Consider the following 19,410-nt stretch of genomic DNA (forward strand, 5'->3'; position numbering starts at 1 on the left):
AGAAACAACTGCCCTGACCAGCACCTCGAACGTTTGCTCGGTTCAGTGTGGGAGCGGGTTCACCCGCGAACACCGGCGAAGCCGGTGCCATCCACCACGTTGCCTGCTTCGCGGGTAAACCCGCTCCCACAGGGACAGCATCCGGCCCAGGCCTGCTCCGTACCGGCAGAAACAACTGCCCTGACCAGCACCTCGAACGTTTGCTCGGTTCAGTGTGGGAGCGGGTTCACCCGCGAACACCGGCGAAGCCGGTGCCATCCACCGCGTTGCCTGCTTCGCGGGTGAACCCGCTCCCACAGGGGCAGCATCCGGCCCTGGGCTTGCCCCGTACCGGCAGAAACAACTGCCCTGACCAAAATGGCCCTCAACCAAACACATGCGAAGGCCGGCGCAGCACCGGGTCGAACGGGTTGATCCGCTCGCCAATCGCCGCCGCCTCACGCTTGAGCAGCGCCACCACGGTCGGCATGCGGTTGGGCCCCAGGCGGTCGCTGATGGTCGCCACGCTCAGGGCCGCCACCGCATGGCCGTTGCGATCGAGGATCGGCACCGCCAGGCCGGCCATGCCATCGAGCACACCGGTGTTGCGCCCCGCATAGCCGAGGCTGCGCACATTGTCGATTTCGGCGCGCAACATGACTTCGTCGTAATGGTGGAAATCCTTCAGCCGCGGCAGGTTGTAACGGATCACCTCGTCACGCTCCTCCTCTGGCAGGAAAGCCAGGATAGCCAGGCTGCCCTGCCCCACGCCCAAGGCCACACGGCCGCCAATATCGCCAGTGAAGGTACGGATCGGATATGGCCCTTCGCTACGGTCCAGGCACACCGCATCAAACCCCGAACGCGCCAGCAGGAACAGCGAATCACCCAGCGAGGCCGACAGCCGCAGCAGGCTCGGGCGCACCACATCGCGCAGGTTGCCCGCTTGCCCGGCCTTGGCCGCCAGGGCAAAGAAGTCCAGGCTCAGGCGGTAGCGCTTGCTGGTCGCGCACTGGTCGACCATGCCTTCTTCAATCAGGCTGCGCAACAGACGGTGGGTGGTGGGTTGCGCCAGGCCCACCCGCTGTGCCAGCTGGCTGACCTTCTCACCCTCGCCGCCGCAATCGCCCAGCGCTCGCAACACGGCGAACAAACGGGACACCGCACTGACACCCACTTCCCTGGCCTGTTCGTTTCGTTTATCGGAATCCATTTTTCGTTAAACCCCTGCAAATTTCAGTCAGTGGAATAATTTCAAAATAGCTGTCACTGAGTGAAATTACCCTTTGTCGACATCCTAATCATTGCCCTACTCTCCGGTCCATAGGGCGATATCACAACATCGGCCGCCGCCACAGCAGCGAGCGCCAACGTCCGTAAAGCTTTGCTTTTCGCCGCTGGCGCTCTGCCCACCCTGAAACTGCCGGTTGACCCCGGTTCCGTTTGCGATGGAGCACAGCCATGACCTTTCTGTTGATCGACAAGCTTTGCAAGCGCTATGGCGCCACGGAGGCAGTGGCCAGCTCGTCACTCGCCATCGAAAAAGGCGAGTTCGTCTCCCTGCTAGGCCCTTCCGGCTGCGGCAAGACCACCACCCTGCAAATGATTGCCGGCTTCGTCGAGGTCACCAGCGGCCGCATCGTCCTCGACGGCCGCGACATTACCCACGCCAAGCCGGCCAGCCGAGGCCTGGGCGTGGTGTTCCAGAGCTACGCACTGTTCCCGCACATGACCGTGCGCGACAACGTCGCCTTCGGCCTGCGCATGCGCAAGGTGGCCAGCGCCGACATCGCCCGCCGGGTCGACCAGGCCCTGGCGCTGGTGCGCCTGGACAAGCATGCCGAGCGCTACCCACGCGAGCTCTCCGGCGGCCAGCGCCAGCGTGTGGCCCTGGCCCGCGCACTGGTGATCGAACCACCGGTGCTGCTACTGGACGAGCCGCTGTCCAACCTGGACGCGCACCTGCGTGAAGAAATGCAGTTCGAGATCTGCCGCATCCAGAACGAAGTCGGCATTACGACCTTGATGGTCACCCACGACCAGGCCGAGGCCTTGTCGATCAGCGACCGGGTGGTGGTGATGGAGGCCGGGCGCATCACCCAGGTCGATGACCCCTACCGCCTCTACGAACACCCAGGCACACCCTTCATTTCCGACTTTGTCGGCAAGGCCAACCGCCTGCGCGGCGTAACCGGACCCGGCGGGCAACCACAGGCGAATGCCCAGGGCCCACTGACCCTCAGCCTGCGCCCGGAGAAGATCAGCCTCGGCCCGGCCGGCAGCGGCAAGCTCGCAGGCCGCATCAGCTGCCGCTACTTCCTCGGCAGCCAATGGCTGTACAGGGTCGACACCGCCCTGGGCAACCTGGCCGTGGTTCGTGCCAACGACGGCAGCACACCGCTGGATGAAGGCACACAGGTCGGCCTGGACTGGAACGATGCCCTGCTGCGGGTGCTGAACGCTGGCGAGGTGGCGGCATGAGCGCGGCAAAGCTGCACAGCAGCGCCTGGGGCTACGGCCTGAGCAGCCCGGCCCTGCTGTTGTTCCTGGCCTTGCTGGTGGTGCCACTGGGGCTGACCCTGCTGCTTTCGTTCAACGTGTTCGACTACAGCAGCGGCATCCAGGCTGGCCAGTACACCCTCGGCCATTACCTGAGCCTGGTGACCGATACCTACTACTACGAGATCTTTCTGCGCACCTTCTGGGTCAGCGCCCTGGTCACCCTGCTGTGCGTGCTGATCGGCATTCCCGAAGCGTTGGTGCTCAGCCGCATGGGCGCGCCGTGGCGCTCGATCTTCCTGATCCTGGTGCTGACGCCGCTGCTGATTTCGGTGGTGGTGCGAGCCTTTGGCTGGAGCCTGCTGCTGGGCGCCGATGGTCTGGTCAACCAGGGCATCACCGCCCTCGGCGGGCAGCCAGTGAAGCTGCTGTATACGCCCTTTGCGGTGATCATCGGCCTGGTCCACGTGATGCTCCCGTTCATGATCATCCCGGTGTGGACCTCGCTGCAGAAGCTCGACCCGGCCGCCGAGCAGGCCGCGCTGTCGCTGGGCGCCAGCCAGTGGACGGTGTTCCGCCGCATCGTGCTGCCACAGATCATGCCCGGCGTGCTGTCAGGCACGCTGATCGTGTTCGGCCTGGCCGCCAGCTCGTTCGCCATCCCCGGCCTGCTGGGCGGGCGCCGGCTGAAAATGGTCGCCACCCTGATCTACGACCAGTACCTGGCCGAACTGAACTGGCCGATGGGTGCCACCATCGCCGTGGCCCTGCTGCTGATCAACCTGCTGGTGATGCTCAGCTGGAACCGGCTGGTCGAACGCCGCTACAAACGCGCACTTGGAGTCTGAACCCATGACCCGTAACGGCCCGCTGGCCCTGTCTTTTCACGCCCTGGTGATGCTGTTCATGCTCGCCCCGCTGGTGGTGGTGTGCCTGGTGGCATTCACCCCGGAAAACACCCTGAGCCTGCCCACCGCCGGCTTCTCGCTGCGCTGGTTCAGCGCCGTGTTCGAGCGTGCCGATTTCCTCGATGCGTTCTACAACAGCCTGAAGCTCGCGGCCCTGGCTGCCTCGCTGGCCACCCTGATCGCCGTACCGGCGGGCCTGGCGATCACCCGCTACAGCTTCCCCGGCCAAGGTTTCCTCAACGGCCTGCTGCTGTCGCCGATCATCATCCCGCACCTGGTGCTGGGTGTGGCCCTGCTGCGGCTGTTCGCCCTGCTGGGGGTCAATGGCAGCTTCGCCTGGCTGGTGTTCGCCCATGTGGTGGTGATCACCCCTTACGTACTGCGCCTGGTACTGGCCGCAGCCATCGGCATCGACCGCAGCGCCGAACAGGCCGCGCAAAGCCTGGGGGCTGGCCGGGTGACGCTGTTCTGCAAGGTCACCCTGCCGATGATCCTGCCCGGCGTGGCCGGCGGCTGGCTGCTGGCGTTCATCAACAGCTTCGACGAAGTGACCCTGTCGATCTTCGTCACCTCGCCCGCCACCCAGACACTGCCAGTGCGCATGTACGTATATGCCACCGAATCCATCGACCCGATGATGGCCGCCGTCTCTGCGCTGGTGATCGCCGTCACCGCCCTGACCATGGTCGCCCTGGACCGGGTATATGGCCTGGACCGCGTGCTGGTGGGCAAGCAATGACAAGGAATGCCCCTATGCCCCTGTTCAAGCGCGTGGCCGAACACGACCGCGAGCCACTGCCCTTCCTGCTCGACGGCCAACCGGCCAACGGCATGAACGGCGATACCCTGCTGACGGCGATCCTGACCAATGCCGGGCACCTGCGCGGCAGCGACTTCAGCGCCGAACCACGCGCCGGCTTCTGCCTGATGGGCGCCTGCCAGGACTGCTGGGTACGCCTGCAGGATGGCCGTCGGGTACGTGCCTGCTCGACCTTCCTGGAACCGGGCCATTGCGTGACCCGCGACCCGGGGCGCCAGCCATGAGTGCGATCGTGATCATCGGCGCCGGCCCGGCCGGCATCCGCGCCGCGCAAACCCTGGTGGCCCAAGGCATACGCCCGATACTGCTGGACGAGGCCAGCCGTGGCGGCGGGCAGATCTACCGCCAGCAGCCAGCCAACTTTCGCCGTCCGGCCAAAGCCTTGTATGGCTTCGAGGCTGACAAGGCCCAGGCCCTGCACAGCACCCTCGAACAGTTACGCGAGCAGATCGACTACCGCCCCGAAACCCTGGTGTGGAACGCCGAGGAGCAGGTGCTGGATACCCTGCAGCAGGGGCAGTTGGCCGACCGCCTGGCGTTCGACCGGGTGATCGTCGCCACTGGTGCTACCGACCGGGTGTTGCCGATACCCGGCTGGACCCTGCCCGGGGTCTATACCTTGGGCGCTGCGCAAATCGCCCTGAAGTTCCAGGGCTGCGCGATCGGTGAACGGGTGGTGCTGGCCGGCAGCGGCCCGCTGCTGTACCTGGTGGCGTACCAGTACGCCAAGGCCGGCGCTACGGTCAGCGCGGTGCTCGACACCTCGCCGTTCAGCGCCCAGGTACGTGCCCTGCCACGCCTGCTTCTGCAACCGGGCACCTTTGCCAAGGGCCTTTACTACCGCGCCTGGCTGGCCCGCCAGGGTGTACCGGTGCACCAGGGCGTGGCCCTGCTGGGTATCGACGGCGAACAACGGGCCAGCGGTATACGCTGGTCGCACAATGGCCAGCAACATGAACTGGCGTGCGACGCCGTGGCATTCGCCCACGCCCTGCGCAGTGAAACCCAACTGGCCGACCTGCTGGGTTGCCAGTTCGCCTGGAGCGCGCTCAACCGCGCCTGGCTGCCAGTACGTGATGCCCAGGGCCGGGCCAGCAGCCCCGGGGTGTACCTGGCGGGCGACGGTGCTGGCATCCTCGGTGCCGACGGTGCCGAGATGACCGGTGAACTGGCCGCCCTGACACTGCTGGCCGACCTCGGCAAGCCCGGCAATCCGCAACGCCAGCAGCAACTGGAAAAGCGCCTGGCCACCCTGCTGCGCTTCCGCCAGGGGCTGGAGCAGGCCTTTCCATTTCCCGAGCAATGGGCCCGGCAGGCCCCGGACCAGCTCACCGTGTGCCGCTGCGAGCAGATCAGCGCCGGGGAAATCCGCGCCACCGTGCGTGCCGGGCACTGGGAAATCAACCGCGTCAAGGCCATGTGCCGGGTCGGCATGGGCCGCTGCCAGGGGCGGGTGTGCGGTGCCGCTGCCGCTGAGCTGATCGCTTGCGAAAGCGGTCGGGCCATTGACCAGGTCGGGCGCCTGCGCGGCCAGGCACCGGTCAAACCCCTGCCCTTCGGCCTGGAGATAAAACCATGAAGCTGATCGAAGTGGACGCCATCATCATCGGCGGCGGCATCATCGGCAGCAGCGCGGCCTTGACCCTGGCCCGCGCTGACCAGCAAGTGGCATTGCTGGAGCGCGACTTCTGCGGCTCGCATTCCAGCGGGGTGAACTACGGCGGCGTGCGCCGCCAGGGCCGCTCGTTGGCCCAGCTGCCGTTGTCGATGCGTGCCCATGCCATCTGGGGGCAGTTGCGCGCGTGGATCGGCATCGACGGCGAATACGCCCGCAGTGGCCACCTGAAGCTGGCACGCAGCGAAACCGACTTCGATGCCTTGAAGGCCTATGCGCGGCGTACCCAGGCTTTTGACCTGCGCTTGCAACTGCTTGAACGACACGAACTGCGCCAGCGCTTCCCCTGGGTAGGCGATATCGCCGTCGGCGCCTCGTACTGCCCCGAAGATGGCCATGCCAACCCACGGCTGGTGTCACCGGCCTTCGCCCAGGCGGCCAGGCGCAACGGCGCCCAGGTGCATGAGCAGTGCAAGGTACTGCAGGTGGGCCACGACGGCCACCGCTTCAGCGTACACACCAGCAGCGGCGAGTGTTTCAAGGCACCCTGGCTGCTGAATTGCGCCGGTGCCTGGTCGGCGCAACTGGCCGAGCAGTTCGGCGAGCCAGTGCCGCTGACCGCCGCCCACCCGGCCATGCTGGTCACCGAGCCGCTGCCGCTGTTCATGACCGCCAGCACCGGGGTCGAAGGCGGCGGCATCTACGCCCGCCAGGTGACGCGTGGCAACTGCGTGCTGGGCGGCGGGCGCGGTTTTGCCCTGACCCCGACCACCGCACGCCCAGGCCAGGCCGCAGTACTCGACATCCTGCGCAATGCCACCGAGCTGTACCCGGCATTGGCCGGCGCCCAGGCCATTCGCACCTGGAGCGGCACCGAGGGCTACCTGCCCGATGACGAACCGGTGCTCGGCCCCAGCCTGTCCCAACCCGGGCTGCTGCATGGCTTCGGCTTTGCCGGTGCCGGCTTCCAGATTGGCCCGGCCGCTGGTGAAGCATTGGCGCAATGCATCCTGCACGGCGCGCCGGCACTCAGCCTGGCGGCCTTTTCCATCAAGCGTTTCCAGCCCCACCACCACAAGGAAAACCTGTCATGACGCACAAGCAACGTTTGCTCGCCCTGTTCTGCACCGTGCCCGGCCTGTTCGCCTGCCTGCCCGCCATGGCCCAACCCACGCTGTACCTGGGCATGAACGGCGGCACCATGGAGCGGCTGTTCAGCGACGACATCCTGCCAAGGTTCGAGCAGGCCAACGGGGTAAAGGTGGTGATCGTCCCCGGCACCTCGGCCGACATTCTGGCCAAGGTCCAGGCCACCCCGAACAAGCCGTCGATCCATGTGATGGTGCTGGATGACGGCATCATGTACCGCGCCATCGGCATGGGCCTGTGCAGCACGCTCAAACCCAACCCGACCTTGGCCCAGTTGCCGGAAAAGGCCCTGATCAAGGACAAGGCCGCGGCCGTAAGCCTGGGCGTGACCGGGCTTGCCTACAACAGCCGCCTGTTCAAGGCCAAAGGCTGGGCAGCGCCCACCTCGTGGAACGACCTGGCCGACCCGCGCTTCAAGGACAAGGTGGTGTTCCAGTCGATGGCATCGTCCACCTTCGGCCTGCATGGTTTCCTGATGTACAACCGCCTGCACGGCGGCAGCGATACCGACGTCAACCCGGGCTTCACGGCCTGGCAGAAGAACGTGGGCCCGAACGTGCTGGAGTACATCCCCAACTCGGCCAAGCTCTCGGAAATGGTGCAAACCGACGAAGCCGCGCTGTTCCCGCTTACCCCCACCCAGGTGACGGCGCTGAAACTCAAAGGCATCCCGGTGGAGTACGCCGCGCCCAAGGAAGGTGCCGTGGTGCTCAACCAGGCAGAATGCGTCACGGCCAACAACGACCAGCCGGAGCTTGCGCAGAAGCTCGCCGAGTTCCTGCTCAGCCCCGAGGCGCAGTCGCCGGCCCTGGAGCTGGGTGACCAGATCCCGTCCAACCCCAACACCCCAACCAGCGACAAGACCCGTGGCCAGGTCGAGGCCATGCAGACCTACCTGCAGACTGCCGTGACCATTGACTGGGATCAGGTCAACACCCAGCGCCCGGAATGGAACGCCCGCTGGAATCGCCAGATCGAGAGATAAGCCGAGGCCCCTGGCCCGCTCCCACAGGTACCGCGCATATCCGCACCAAAGCGCGCTCCCTGTGGGAGATACCCAGCCCTTTGGGCTGCGCTTTCAGGTAGAGAACTGAATTCACAAGCGGTCCGCGTACCCTGTGGGAGCGGCTTTAGCCGCGAAGAAGGCAACACGCACCCAAACCCTGACGCCTCAATCCAGCACCGGCCGCAACAGCGCCTGCGCCTCGTACAGGGTCGGCAGATACCGCAAGCGTATTTCATCCACACTCAACCGCGAAGCATGGGTGGTGATGGTCAACGTCGCTTTCAGCCGGCCAGCCCGGTCCAGCAGTGGCACACCCAGCACGCGCATGCCGATTTCATACTCCTGGTCCACGATACAGAACCCCTGCCCCTTCACCCGCAGCAACTCCGCCTCCAGCTGCACCCGGTCCGTCTGCGTATAAGGCGTCAGCCCCCGCAGCGGGTTACGCGCAAAGTACCCATCCCGCTCCCCCTCATCCAGCCAGGCCAGCCAGACACGCCCGCCGGCGGTGCAATACATCGGCACCCGCGATCCCGGCCTGATCGACAACGAGGCCACATGGCTGTAGCGGCTGCGCACCAGGTGGATGATCTCGTCACCATCACGGGTACCCACCGACACATGCTCCTGGGTCTGCCGCGCCACCTGCTCGACGATCGGCCGCAGCATGCGCGGCAGCTGCGCCGAGTCTACATACGCCTGGCCGAGGCGCAGCGCCTTGGGCGTCAGCCAGTACTCACGGCTATCGGTTTCGGCAAAGCCCTCATGCACCAAGGTCAATAGAAACCGCCGCGCGGCACTGGGGGTAAGGCCGGACAACCTGGCCGCCTGCGGCACGCTCAGGCGCGGCTGCTCGGCGCTGAACAGCTGCATCAGCGCCAGGCCTTTCTGCAAGCCGGCGATCAGGTCACGGGGGTGGATAGTGGGGGTGTTCATCTATTCGACTCGCAAGCAGGGGTATTTCAGCCGATTAACGCGATAACCGGATCGACAATGCGATTATCGCACTAAATACCCGATCAGCGCATTGTTGCCCATGCCCCCTTGCCTCACCCTTGCCCTCCATAACAACGCCAAAAAGGAGGTCAGCATGATTCGTGGTTCTACTGAACTGGTCGCCATCGTCGGTTCGCCCATTGCCCAGGTGAAGTCCCCCGAAAACTTCAACACCTGGTTCGCCAACAACAACTGCAACCTCGCCATGCTGCCCATCGACCTGCAGGAGGCCGCGCTGGAGACCTTTGCCGGCACCCTGCGCGGCTGGCAGAACCTGCGCGGTTGCGTGGTCACCGTGCCGTACAAGCAGGCGCTGGCCAGCCGCCTGGACGGCCTGAGCGAGCGCGCAGCCGCCCTCGGCTCGGTCAATGTCATTCGCCGTGAGCATGACGGCCGCCTGATGGGCGACAACGTGGACGGCGCCGGCTTCCTCGGTGCTGCGCGCAAACATGGCTTCGAGCCGGCAGGCAAGCATGCATTGGTGATCGGTTGCGGCGGGGTCGGCAGTGCCATCGCCTATGCGCTGGGCGAGGCCGGCATCGCCAGCATCACCCTCAGCGACCCCAGCACAGCGCGCATGGGCGCTGTGTGCGAACTGCTCGGCAATGCCTTCCCCACGGTCGAAATCGCCACCCGGGTCGACGGGCTGGAAGGCTTCGATCTGCTGGTCAACGCCTCCCCGGTCGGCATGGGCGGCAGCGCGGAGCTGCCGCTGCCTGCCGCACTGCTCGCCACCTTGCAAGCCGAAACCCTGGTCGCCGACGTGGTCACCTCGCCCGAGATCACCCCGCTGCTGAACCGGGCACGCCAGGTTGGCTGCGCGGTGCAGACCGGCCCGGAAATGGCCTTCGCCCAACTCGGCCACCTGGGCGCCTTCATGGGCGTCACGCCGCTGGAGATCTGAAGCCATGCCGACGCTTGAACACGCGCAACACAGTTTTGACCTGGTCGTGCTGGGTAGCGGCGCCGGAGGCTTTGCCGCTGCCGCCACGGCCGCCCGCCGTGGGTTGAAAGTGCTGGTGGTGGAAAAGGCCGAGCACTTTGGCGGCACCTCGGCGATTTCCGGCGGGGCGGTGTGGCTCTATGGTACCGATCAAGCCCGCGCTGCAGGTGCGGTGGACTCCCCCGAGGCCATCCGCACCTACCTCAAGCAGGTCATTGGCGACGGCTACGACCCCGCCCTGGTCGACGCCTTCATCGAGCATGGCCACCAGGCGCTGCGCTGGCTGGAGCAGAACACCGAACTGCGCTACGCCCTGCGCCCGCACTCGCCGGACTACTACCCGGACGCACCTGGCGCCACTCAGTTTGGCCGGGCGCTGGAGATGGTCGAGTACGACGGCAAGCAGCTCGGCCCGCACTTCAAGAACCTGAAGATGCCGCCGCCCGGCATGTTGCTGTTCGGCGGCATGATGGTCAACCGCGTGGATATCCAGCATTTTCTCAGTATTCGCCGCTCGCCCAGGTCGCTGTGGCATTGCCTCAAGCTGATGGCGCGTTACGCACGGGACCGCTTGCACCACCCACGCGGCACGCGGCTTACCACCGGCAACGCCTTGATCGCCCGCCTGGCCAGCAGCGCCTTCGCCCATGGCACGCAGCTGTGGTTGCGCAGCGAAGCCGTGGAGCTGATCGTCGAACGCGGCGTGGTCACCGGCGTGGTGGTGCAACGCGAAGGGCGCCGTGAACGGGTGCTGGCCCGTGGCGGTGTGGTGTGCGCCATGGGCGGGTTCGCTGCAGGCGCACTCGCCGACAGCTACCGGCCCGCCCAGCCAACGCCGCACCTGAGCATGTCACCGCCCACCAATGACGGTGCTGCCCTGCGCCTTGGCCAAGCCGTGGCCGCAGCCCAGGGTGAGGGCCTGGCAGCCAACTTCTTCTGGGCGCCGGTTTCCGAACTGCGCCATGCCAGTGGCGAGCGTGAGCGCTTCCCGCACCTGGTCACCGACCGTGCCAAACCGGGCGTGATCGCGGTGAACCCGGACGGGCGACGCTTCGTCAACGAGTCCGACTCCTATCACCACTTCGTGCAGACCATGTTCGCCAACGGCATTGCCAGCTGCTGGCTGGTCTGCGATGCCGAGGCAATGAACCGCTACGGCCTGGGCCTGGCGCGGCCAAAGCCGGTGGACAACCAGGCATTGATCGACGCTGGCTACCTGCACCGCGCCGCAACCGCGCAGGCCCTGGCCCAGGCCATCGGCGTGAACCCACAGGTGTTCATGCAGACCCTGGAACAGTTCAACACCGACGCCCGTAACGGCATCGACCGCGCGTTCGGCAAAGGCGGCAACAGCTACAACCGCTACATGGGCGACCCACAACACATGCCCAACCCCTGCCTGGCGCCGCTGACCCGCGAACCGTTCTACGCCATCCGCCTCCACACCGGCGACCTCGGCTCGGCCCGCGGCCTGGTGACCAACGCCGATGCCAACGTGCTGAACCGCAACGGTCACCCCATTACCGGGCTGTATGCAGTCGGCAACGACATGAACTCACTGATGAAAGGCACCTACCCCGGCCCCGGTATCACCCTGGGCCCTGCCCTCACCTTCGGCTGGCTCGCTGCCAACCACATCGCCGCGCGCCTGCAGGCGCCGACCACCCACATGGAGACCCCAGCATGTACTACGAACTGAGAACCTACACCCTCGACCCACTGAAAATGGCCGACTGGCTGAGCCTGTATCAAAACCACGCGCTGGAGGTGCAAAGCGAGCACCTGGGTAACCTGGTCGGCTTTTTCACCAGCGAGTTCGGCGAGGTCAACCAAGTGGTGCATATCTGGGGCTATGCCAGCCTCGACGAGCGCATGGCACGCCGTACAGCCATGGCAGCGGACCCGCGTTGGGCAGAGTTCTCACGGCGTAACCGCGAGCTGGGCGCGGTGCTGCGCTTGCAGTCGCGACTGCTGCGGCCCACCGGTTTTTCACCGCTGCAGTAAAACCTTCCTCCAACACCTGAGCGGAACCCCACCATGCAACCCCTCGAATGTGACGTACTCGTCATCGGCGCCGGCGCCTCTGGCCTGGCTGCCGCCGTTACTGCCGCACATCACGGCCTGCAGGTGATCGTCGCGGAAAAAGCCAGCCAGCTGGGCGGCACCAGCGCCTGGTCGGGGGGATGGCTGTGGATACCGCGCAACCCGTTGGCCATCGCCGAAGGCATCGTCGAGCGCGACGATGCCCCGGAGCGCTACCTGCGCGCGCAAACCCACGTCAGCGACCTGGACCCGCGCCAGCTCGCCTTCCTGCGTCACGGCCCGGAGATGGTAGCGTTCTTTCAGCAGCACACTGCCGTCCAGTTCCAGTCCGGCAGCCGCATGCCCGACATGCGCGAAGGCGACGGCAGCGCACGCGGTGGCCGTTCGCTGTGCGCACTGCCATACGACGGGCGCCTGCTCGGGCCCTGGCTGCACAAGCTGCGCCCACCGCTGGACATCGTCAGCCTGGCCGGCATGGGCATTGCCGGCGGCGCCGACATGGCCGCCTTCTTCAACGCCACGCGCTCGCCCAAGGCGGCGCTGCATGTGGGCAAGCGCCTGCTGCGCCATGCCCGCGACCTGCTGCTGCACCGGCGCGGGCTGCAACTGGTCAATGGCAACGCGCTGGTGGCACGCCTGCTGCGCAGCGCCCTGGACCTTGGCGTGACGCTACTGACCGACAAGCCGGCCAGCCGCCTGCTGGGCGAAGGCCGGGTCAGGGGCGCGCAGTTTGCCGACGGCCAGGTGATCCATGCCCGCCGCGGTGTGGTGCTGGCCTGCGGTGGCTTTGCGCATGATCGCCAGCGCATCGCGCAAGTGATGCCCCATGCGCCGGACGGTACCCAGCATTACTCCGCAGCACCCAGGGAAAACAGCGGTGACGGCTTGCGCCTGGGCGAACAGGTTGGTGGCCTGGTCCAGTCGACTACGGCCCATGCGGGTGCCTGGGCGCCTGTGTCACGGGTACCGCGCAGCGATGGCAGTTTCGGCCATTTCCCGCACTTGATCGACCGCGCCAAGCCCGGCTTCATCGCCGTGCGCCGCGATGGCCGGCGCTTCGTCAACGAGGCCGATTGCTACCACGACTTCATGAACGCGCTGTTCGCCGCCACGCCGCAGGGGGAAGCGCCGGAAGCCTGGCTGATCTGCGACCACGCCGCGCAACGTCGCTATGGTATCGGCTGGGCCAAGCCCTTCCCTTTCTCCACCCGCCACTATCAGCGCTGCGGTTACCTGCACAGCGGTCGCACACTGGCGCAACTGGCGCAGCGCTGCGGGATCGATGCCGAGCAGTTGCAGCGCACGGTGGATGGCTTCAACCGCCATGCAGCCTGGGGTGAAGATCCGCTTTTCCAGCGTGGCGTATCGGCTTACAACCGGGCCCAGGGCGAGCCGTTGCAGGTACCCAATCCATCGCTGCGACCATTGCTGGACGGGCCGTATCACGCCGTGAAACTGTTGCCGGGCAGCCTGGGTACCTTTGCCGGCCTGGCAACAGACAGTACCGCCCGCGTGCTGGACCATGCAATGCAGCCGATTCCTGGGCTGTATGCGGTGGGCAACGACATGCACAGCGTGATGGGCGGGTATTACCCGAGTGGCGGTATTACCTTGGGGCCGGGGATGACGTTCGGTTACCTGGCTGGTAGAGCGTTGAGTTTGTACCGGCCCTGATCTTCATAACAGCGCCTCATCCGACTGCCTCCCCTGCGCCACCTTGGGTGGCTGTTGCAACAAACCTCGTGGCAATCGGAAGCCCTTGAAAGGCTCCTGGGTAATCGGGTTAAAGGCTTTCTCGGCATTCAACCGGTAGCGCATCACCCCGTCACCCGCTCTGAAGCTCAAATCCACACTGGTTGCCGTCCTCCCATTGAGCGAGCCACGGCTGAGCAGGCGGAACATCGACCAAGGGCCGCGGTACTCCAGGCTGCTGCTATTGCCGTTCTGCCTGAGCAAGGTAAGGTTGCTGCGCACTTGCTGCCCTTGGGTATTGGGCCAGACGATACCGGCGATCTGGCTTGGGCCATGAGTGTAGGAAATCAACTGGCCATCCAGATCCAGCAAGCTGGTGCGTTGATTCGCACTCAGCCCCAACGGCTCAATACTGAACTGCACGCTCAGGTTGCCGCGCTGGTCGAAGAAGGTTTCGCGGATGCGTTCAGCCAGCTCCAACTGCTCGATCACATCATCGCGAATCAGCGACTGACCGTGCTGACCGGACTGCAGGGCTTCGAGGTTTTCCTTCAGGAAGATCTTCAGGTACTGATCATTGAACTGTTGCAGACGCCCCTTTGGCCCGAAGAATGCCTCAAAGTCATCCAGGGAGGCATCGGGCGCCCTCACCACAAAGGGGTAGCGGCCTGCCAGGCGCTGCTGGAAGAAACTGTAAACCTCAGCATCCCAGCGGCGCTCCAACTCGCGCAGCGCTTCAACGTTCAGCACTTGCGCAGTCTGATCCGCCACCTTTCGGACTTGGTGGTTGACGGGTTCCGGCAAGCCCGTCGCCACTCGTTGCAAGGTACTGATCGGGTCGTGCCCTGTCATCGAGAAGCGCTGATGCACGGCTTGCAGAGCGGCCTTGCCTCGGTCCGGGCTGTCCTGCACTGCCTTGGCGTAGTCATGTACGGCCACGATGGCGGCTAGGGTCTCATCGTAGTAGCTCGGTTTTTCACCTGCTGCCTGCAACATGGCACTCAGGCCCGAAAATGCCCGGTGGATGGCCAACGCTTGCTGCATCTCGGGCTTGCTGCTTGCTGGTCGAAGCGCTTTTGCCTCGCTCGGTATATCAAGGCCCACTGGCAATGAAAGCGCAGTGTTGTCCCTCACCGTATCCAGTAGCCGATGCAGCGGAGCAGCGGGCCCGGTCAACTGCTCCAGGATGGCGACACCATGGTCCAGATCACGGAAATCAGCCACCGAAAAGGCATTCAAGGCACGCCGCCAGCTGTCAATGTAATCGGTGCTGTACAGGCTGCGCAGGCGTTCTGTCAGCACATCACGGTCGGTGTCCGAGTAATCGAGCTGACCTCGCTCGCCCAACGCCCACTGGTCGATCATCGCCATCTCGGCGAACCGCTGGCTACGCGGTTCAAAGTATTCCTTGAAGCCTCTGGCAGTGAGCATGGGCGCAAGCAAGACACCATCATCACCCAGCCTGGAGCCAGAAGCCTGCTGATAGACCACATCGAATGCTGGCCCCACCTGATGACGCAGGTCCAAGCCTGTATGCAGCTGCTCCTGGGCCTGTTGTTTGAGGCTTGCATAGACCCGCTCCGCCAGCGGCACCTTGCGCAAGGTCTGCTGCACGTCGGCGACCCGCTGGCGGTACTGTGGCAGATCGGTATCGGCATAGGCCAAGGCGTATTTCAGATGTTGCATGAGGTTGCGCTGCAGTTGCCCCTGGCCCGGGAAAGCCTGTTGCCACTGGCGGGCCATCCAGTCCTCAACCCATCCTGGCCGGCGGTTCTGGCGATCTTCGAGCATCCGGTACACCCTGAGCGTGGCCATCTGCTGCTCACTGCCTGGGGAAGCCGCGTTCATGGCGTCGATCACGCCACTGGCCAAGGCCGGCAAGAAGCGCTTGGAGAGCATGCTCAGGTAGGCCTCATCGATCGAGGGGCCAATGGTGCGCCCCTGGTACAGGCCAAATTCAGCAACACCCGGCCAGGCCGCTCGATAATCGCCAAATACCACTACTGCATCACGGATCTGGTCCAGTGGCTCCAGCAAGTTGCGCCCGGTCGGGTCCAGGCGCTGGTCCACCTGGTGACGGCTGTACTCCCGACTCTTGGCAAGCACGCTGGCTGCCTTGGTGCCGTTGATATCGAAATAGCGCTGCCAGGTGGCAATGACGACACAGAACGCCAGGACCCCTACACCGGAACCCATCCATAACAACTGGCGCTTGTTACGTGCCACCCTGACATTGTCGCCAGCGAGGCCGGCCTCCTGGTAGATGACTCTTCGGAAGGACTGCTGAATGAAGTAGACCAATGACTTGCCTTGCGCCTTGCCTTCACGTAGGGGGAGCTTTGTCTCGTAGGGTTGTGCCGCCTCACGAACGAATGCATTGAGCATGTCGCCTTGCTGCACGACCGACGAAAAATAGACGCCACGTACCAATGCAGGTGTGGTGAACCGATCGCTCGCCAACGTTTCACGCAGGAAGCCCAGCAATATCAGGCGCAGGCCAACCAGTTGCGCATGCAAGGAGAACAGCCGCGCCCGGAGCGGTGCACTGCCCAGACCGTCAAGTTGGTCAAATACCTGCTCGAACAGCCCCCTGACCAAGCGACCGTAGCATTCATCGTATTCGTCCAACCAGGCGTCGAACGAATCGACCGCATCCAGTTTGAACGTGAACCCCAGCAGTTTCTCCCGCCGGGAGACCGAGAGCTTGCTATAGAGCTGGTCGAAGCCATCCAGCAGATCGAATTTGGATAGCACCACATACAATGGCAGGCGCGAACCAAGCTGACTACTCACCTCGTACAGACGTGCGCGCAGGACATGGGCCAAAGCGATACGTTGCTCGGACGTGCCATGAACCAGTGCCGGCAGGTCGATGACCAGCACTAATCCATTGAGGGCTCTCTGACTTCGATTTTGCAATAGCCATTCCAGCAGGTGGTTCCACAGTTTGGCTGGAGTTCCGGGCGGCAGGGAAGATTCAGGGGCTTTCGAGTGCTCGGATAACGAGCCTGCCGATGCTTCCTGGCGGATGAAAACACCAGGTGGGTCGATAATCACCGCGTCATTGCTGACCCACCAGCCTACCGGGTAGGCAAGCACTTCAACTTGGTGGCCGCGCGCCTGGGCGCGGTCGATGCGGGACAGGGAAAAATTCTGGTCGGTACGCTCAACGAAGCTGCTCTTGCCGGAGTGTTCATCACCCAACACCAGGTACCACGGCAACCGGTACAAGGCTCTGCGCCCGCCGGCACTGTCGAGATATCGCGCAAGCCCCTGGTTCAATGCCTTCTCTTGGGCGTGGACAAGCGGTAACGCGCGATCCAGTTCGACGGCCACCGCCTCCTTGCGTTCCGCTTGCAGCTGACGAAAGCGCATGCTTAATACAATAAGCCCGCAAAGTAGCGGTACCACCACAAGCACCAGGCTCGCCACGATGCGATGAGCCACATCGGCTAGCGGCTGTTGCTCACCCCACGTCCATTGCGGCCCGAGCCACCAGATGGCGATCAGCATCAGCACGGCGCCAAGCCCGAGCAGCAACGGCATCGCCAGGCCAATGCGGGTAACCAGGGGCAAGCCCCAGCGTTTGAGTTGTTTCCATAGTGTATTCATGAGGGCTCCGGATCCTTGTTCTGATCTGCCAATGCTGAAGATGTCGCATAGTGCTGGAGCCCTTGGAAAACCTCGGGTTCCCAGGCAGCAGCAGTGGTTTGCTGCATCGTCCGGGCTACTCCGACGCACAATTCCCGGGCCAACCAGGAAACGCCTCGCGTCGTCAGCAAATCGGCGGCGATGAGCGTGGTGTGGGAGCGTTCACGAGGGGAATGGAGATCTGCTTGCATCCCTTGCAGCCTCAAGAGAACCTGCTCTACACCGATACCCTCCAGCTGAGAGATGAGTTCCTCCCGCAGACTGCGGAACTCTTGAAAGGCAGCGCCTTGGTCAGCCACTCTTTCTCTGCCTTTGAGCCAAGCCAGACATTGGCCATCGACGAACACCGTGCCATCGCTGAAGCACAGTTGCTGTAACGAAGGAAGGCGCTGTACAAACCGCGCGGTCGTGCTACGAATGGCCTCGCTGACCTCGGTCATCGCCAACTGTGACGCTACAGTCGCAGCCAGGAAGCTCCCGCGGATCCAGTAAGGGGCCGCCGTGATGCTTTTCTCGATCCGATGCAGTAACGCAACATCAATCGAAGTGCCAGCTGCAGCATTTTCGTAACCAGCGACAACTTCCGGCGGTACCGCTATCAGTCCCGTGCAGTGCCGCTGTTTGACTGCAGGCGCGGTCTGGATATGGGCCCATAAGCCGAAGCGACGCAGTTGGTAGCCAACCGGGTCGTAGGGATCCTGTTGATTGATGAGCTCGGCCATATTCAACACGGCACGCCGCATTTCGCGCTCGTTGCCAATTGAAGCCCGGGGCACTGGCCTTGCAATGACATCGGCCAGCGACGCTGGCTGGCTGCTTGCAATCGGGGAGATGGGCGCAGCAGCCTCGCCAACACCATTGGCAAGGTCCGTGTGTTCAAGTAACAGCCGCTCCAGCCTGCTCAGAACAGCCGCATCCAGTTGTGCGCCGTCTTGTTGCTGCATCAAACGCGTCAACGCATCCTGTGCGGCCATTCCATGAGCAGGGCTGTACGTGAAACGGTCAAGGCGCGGCAGCGCTTCGATCAAGCGATTAAGCACAAGGCCAACCAGCTTGCGTTTGCCCAGGAAGCCTTTGGGCCCCGGTTTTGGATGAGCGGCTTCCCAATAGCGCTCCACCATCCCGGCAAGTAACGCCAAGGTGACGCTCCAGCGCTCCCAACAACCGCTGCGCAGCCACACGACACTCAGGTGTGCGACGATCCGCAAGTGCTTGCACTGCTGGCCCAGATACTGACAGGACGCCTCTTCGATGTAGCTCCAGTCGATTGAAGCCTCCTGTAGCCCGCCCAGCTTGACCATCTCCTGGTCAATGGCCTGGTAGGTTTCGTCCTCCATGTCGAACAGGCCAGCCGGTACTGCCGGATCGATCGGCATAAGCAACCGGGTAAGTTGCTCTTCCCCCCACCCAGTTACCAGCGACATGTGCTACGCGCCTTGCTGATCAATGGGTCCAGCCCCTGGGCATCGAACACAAGGCCATCAACCTCGGGGTTATCACTGAGCAGCCGTATGCGTTCAGCCCCGATCAACTTCTTGATCTGCTCGATGGCTGGCAGGCCCCGCCCCGCATCTAGCACCTGGCCGTTCTCCATCACCTGCCAGGGCCTTGCAACCGTGGATCCACGCATCCCCTGCAACTGCACCTTCACCCATCTCGCGTCCAGGGGCTGGGCGCTGATCAACTGCAGCCTGGAGATGCCCTCCACGCAGCTGATAGCCAGGTACGGGCGTAGGTCAGCCGATGCAATTGCCGGTGCTGATATCACCAGCCCGTGCAACCGCCAATCCCCCTCATCCGTACTTGCGAGGAAGGTCAGGTCATCTGGCCCTCGCGCGGTTTCGTTTGCCATTACTCGTAGCACACTGGGTGCCTCTTGCTCGGGTGCTGACCACTGCCGCTTTGTTACATATGCAGGCGTATTCGCTGCTTCATCAAAGCAAGCCAGACGCTCCACGTTAGACACAATTCTAGGGCAGTCCCGCACTGGGCTCGCCAACACCGGCGGCAGACCAAACATCAACGAGAGAACAATGCCACAGGAATAGCGGGCAATCATCTTGAGTCCACTCTCTTTTTGAAATAGTAAACACATCCCACATGATAAGT

General features: G+C 64.1%; 16 protein-coding genes. 11 read left to right on the forward strand and 5 right to left on the reverse strand.

Going from position 1 to position 19,410, the window contains the following annotated elements; translation table 11 throughout:
- Positions 1–364: 364 nt before the first annotated feature.
- On the reverse strand, positions 365–1,192 hold the full coding sequence (locus ACIQYU_RS17345) for an IclR family transcriptional regulator (protein WP_207830446.1): 828 nt from the start codon (positions 1,190–1,192) through the stop codon (positions 365–367).
- 248 nt (positions 1,193–1,440) lie between these two features.
- Between ACIQYU_RS17345 and ACIQYU_RS17350 the strand changes: the two genes are divergently transcribed.
- From ACIQYU_RS17350 to ACIQYU_RS17380, 7 genes are read left to right on the forward strand one after another with little or no spacing between them, the layout of a single operon-like run.
- On the forward strand, positions 1,441–2,460 hold the full coding sequence (locus tag ACIQYU_RS17350) for an ABC transporter ATP-binding protein (protein ID WP_207830448.1): 1,020 nt from the start codon (positions 1,441–1,443) through the stop codon (positions 2,458–2,460).
- Entirely contained in the window at positions 2,457–3,326 is an 870-nt protein-coding gene (locus tag ACIQYU_RS17355; protein ID WP_207830450.1) for an ABC transporter permease, read from the forward strand. The genes ACIQYU_RS17350 and ACIQYU_RS17355 overlap by 4 nt, the downstream gene beginning before the upstream one ends.
- 4 nt (positions 3,327–3,330) lie before the next feature.
- A complete protein-coding gene (locus ACIQYU_RS17360) occupies positions 3,331–4,125 on the forward strand; it encodes an ABC transporter permease (protein WP_025339622.1) in 795 nt (264 codons plus the stop codon).
- Between the two features lie 14 nt (positions 4,126–4,139).
- Entirely contained in the window at positions 4,140–4,430 is a 291-nt protein-coding gene (locus ACIQYU_RS17365; RefSeq protein ID WP_207830453.1) for a (2Fe-2S)-binding protein, read from the forward strand.
- A complete protein-coding gene (locus ACIQYU_RS17370; RefSeq protein ID WP_233694913.1) occupies positions 4,427–5,785 on the forward strand; it encodes an NAD(P)/FAD-dependent oxidoreductase in 1,359 nt (452 codons plus the stop codon). Before ACIQYU_RS17365 ends, ACIQYU_RS17370 begins: the two co-directional genes overlap by 4 nt.
- Positions 5,782–6,915 (forward strand): FAD-binding oxidoreductase, encoded by a 1,134-nt coding sequence (locus tag ACIQYU_RS17375; protein ID WP_233694914.1) that lies wholly within the window; start codon positions 5,782–5,784, stop codon positions 6,913–6,915. The genes ACIQYU_RS17370 and ACIQYU_RS17375 overlap by 4 nt, the downstream gene beginning before the upstream one ends.
- Positions 6,912–7,955 (forward strand): polyamine ABC transporter substrate-binding protein, encoded by a 1,044-nt coding sequence (locus ACIQYU_RS17380; RefSeq protein WP_063913622.1) that lies wholly within the window; start codon positions 6,912–6,914, stop codon positions 7,953–7,955. The genes ACIQYU_RS17375 and ACIQYU_RS17380 overlap by 4 nt, the downstream gene beginning before the upstream one ends.
- 186 nt (positions 7,956–8,141) lie before the next feature.
- Here ACIQYU_RS17380 and ACIQYU_RS17385 read toward each other — a convergent pair whose 3' ends face one another.
- Entirely contained in the window at positions 8,142–8,912 is a 771-nt protein-coding gene (locus ACIQYU_RS17385) for an IclR family transcriptional regulator (RefSeq protein ID WP_207830463.1), read from the reverse strand.
- Between the two features lie 154 nt (positions 8,913–9,066).
- Here ACIQYU_RS17385 and ACIQYU_RS17390 point away from each other — a divergent pair, with 154 nt between their 5' ends.
- The 4 genes from ACIQYU_RS17390 to ACIQYU_RS17405 are packed head-to-tail and all read left to right on the forward strand — an operon-like array spanning position 9,067 to position 13,632.
- A complete protein-coding gene (locus ACIQYU_RS17390) occupies positions 9,067–9,876 on the forward strand; it encodes a shikimate dehydrogenase (RefSeq protein ID WP_207830465.1) in 810 nt (269 codons plus the stop codon).
- Between the two features lie 4 nt (positions 9,877–9,880).
- Positions 9,881–11,614 carry an FAD-dependent oxidoreductase gene (locus ACIQYU_RS17395; protein WP_233694915.1) on the forward strand — a complete coding sequence of 578 codons (1,734 nt, stop codon included), beginning with the start codon at positions 9,881–9,883 and terminating at the stop codon, positions 11,612–11,614.
- Complete coding sequence (locus ACIQYU_RS17400; RefSeq protein WP_233694916.1) at positions 11,599–11,919, forward strand: NIPSNAP family protein; 321 nt, start codon at positions 11,599–11,601, stop codon at positions 11,917–11,919. The genes ACIQYU_RS17395 and ACIQYU_RS17400 overlap by 16 nt, the downstream gene beginning before the upstream one ends.
- Before the next feature lie 33 nt (positions 11,920–11,952).
- A complete protein-coding gene (locus ACIQYU_RS17405) occupies positions 11,953–13,632 on the forward strand; it encodes an FAD-dependent oxidoreductase (RefSeq protein WP_402801050.1) in 1,680 nt (559 codons plus the stop codon).
- A 3-nt stretch (positions 13,633–13,635) separates the two neighbouring features.
- Here ACIQYU_RS17405 and tssM read toward each other — a convergent pair whose 3' ends face one another.
- The 3 genes from tssM to vasI are packed head-to-tail and all read right to left on the reverse strand — an operon-like array spanning position 13,636 to position 19,396.
- Positions 13,636–17,262 carry a type VI secretion system membrane subunit TssM gene (gene tssM / locus ACIQYU_RS17410; protein ID WP_402801053.1) on the reverse strand — a complete coding sequence of 1,209 codons (3,627 nt, stop codon included), beginning with the start codon at positions 17,260–17,262 and terminating at the stop codon, positions 13,636–13,638.
- Entirely contained in the window at positions 17,259–18,725 is a 1,467-nt protein-coding gene (gene tssA / locus ACIQYU_RS17415) for a type VI secretion system protein TssA (RefSeq protein ID WP_207830472.1), read from the reverse strand. The genes tssM and tssA overlap by 4 nt, the downstream gene beginning before the upstream one ends.
- The gene (vasI, locus tag ACIQYU_RS17420) at positions 18,713–19,396 is read right to left on the reverse strand and encodes a type VI secretion system-associated protein VasI (RefSeq protein WP_325176039.1); all 684 of its coding nucleotides are present in this window, start codon (positions 19,394–19,396) and stop codon (positions 18,713–18,715) included. Before vasI ends, tssA begins: the two co-directional genes overlap by 13 nt.
- Positions 19,397–19,410: the final 14 nt, after the last annotated feature.

Source organism: Pseudomonas sp. NPDC096925 (genome assembly GCF_044762545.1).
Classification (GTDB): Bacteria; Pseudomonadota; Gammaproteobacteria; order Pseudomonadales; family Pseudomonadaceae; genus Aquipseudomonas.

Coding starts and splice junctions, on each gene's coding strand:
- tssA (WP_207830472.1), bottom strand. CDS start 18,725: ATGTCGCTGGTAACTGGGTGGGGGGAAGAGCAACTTACCCGGTTGCTT.
- ACIQYU_RS17390 (WP_207830465.1), top strand. CDS start 9,067: ATGATTCGTGGTTCTACTGAACTGGTCGCCATCGTCGGTTCGCCCATT.
- ACIQYU_RS17375 (WP_233694914.1), top strand. CDS start 5,782: ATGAAGCTGATCGAAGTGGACGCCATCATCATCGGCGGCGGCATCATC.
- ACIQYU_RS17345 (WP_207830446.1), bottom strand. CDS start 1,192: ATGGATTCCGATAAACGAAACGAACAGGCCAGGGAAGTGGGTGTCAGT.
- ACIQYU_RS17370 (WP_233694913.1), top strand. CDS start 4,427: ATGAGTGCGATCGTGATCATCGGCGCCGGCCCGGCCGGCATCCGCGCC.
- ACIQYU_RS17365 (WP_207830453.1), top strand. CDS start 4,140: ATGCCCCTGTTCAAGCGCGTGGCCGAACACGACCGCGAGCCACTGCCC.
- ACIQYU_RS17405 (WP_402801050.1), top strand. CDS start 11,953: ATGCAACCCCTCGAATGTGACGTACTCGTCATCGGCGCCGGCGCCTCT.
- ACIQYU_RS17360 (WP_025339622.1), top strand. CDS start 3,331: ATGACCCGTAACGGCCCGCTGGCCCTGTCTTTTCACGCCCTGGTGATG.
- ACIQYU_RS17400 (WP_233694916.1), top strand. CDS start 11,599: ATGTACTACGAACTGAGAACCTACACCCTCGACCCACTGAAAATGGCC.
- tssM (WP_402801053.1), bottom strand. CDS start 17,262: ATGAATACACTATGGAAACAACTCAAACGCTGGGGCTTGCCCCTGGTT.
- ACIQYU_RS17395 (WP_233694915.1), top strand. CDS start 9,881: ATGCCGACGCTTGAACACGCGCAACACAGTTTTGACCTGGTCGTGCTG.
- ACIQYU_RS17355 (WP_207830450.1), top strand. CDS start 2,457: ATGAGCGCGGCAAAGCTGCACAGCAGCGCCTGGGGCTACGGCCTGAGC.
- ACIQYU_RS17385 (WP_207830463.1), bottom strand. CDS start 8,912: ATGAACACCCCCACTATCCACCCCCGTGACCTGATCGCCGGCTTGCAG.
- ACIQYU_RS17350 (WP_207830448.1), top strand. CDS start 1,441: ATGACCTTTCTGTTGATCGACAAGCTTTGCAAGCGCTATGGCGCCACG.
- ACIQYU_RS17380 (WP_063913622.1), top strand. CDS start 6,912: ATGACGCACAAGCAACGTTTGCTCGCCCTGTTCTGCACCGTGCCCGGC.
- vasI (WP_325176039.1), bottom strand. CDS start 19,396: ATGTGTTTACTATTTCAAAAAGAGAGTGGACTCAAGATGATTGCCCGC.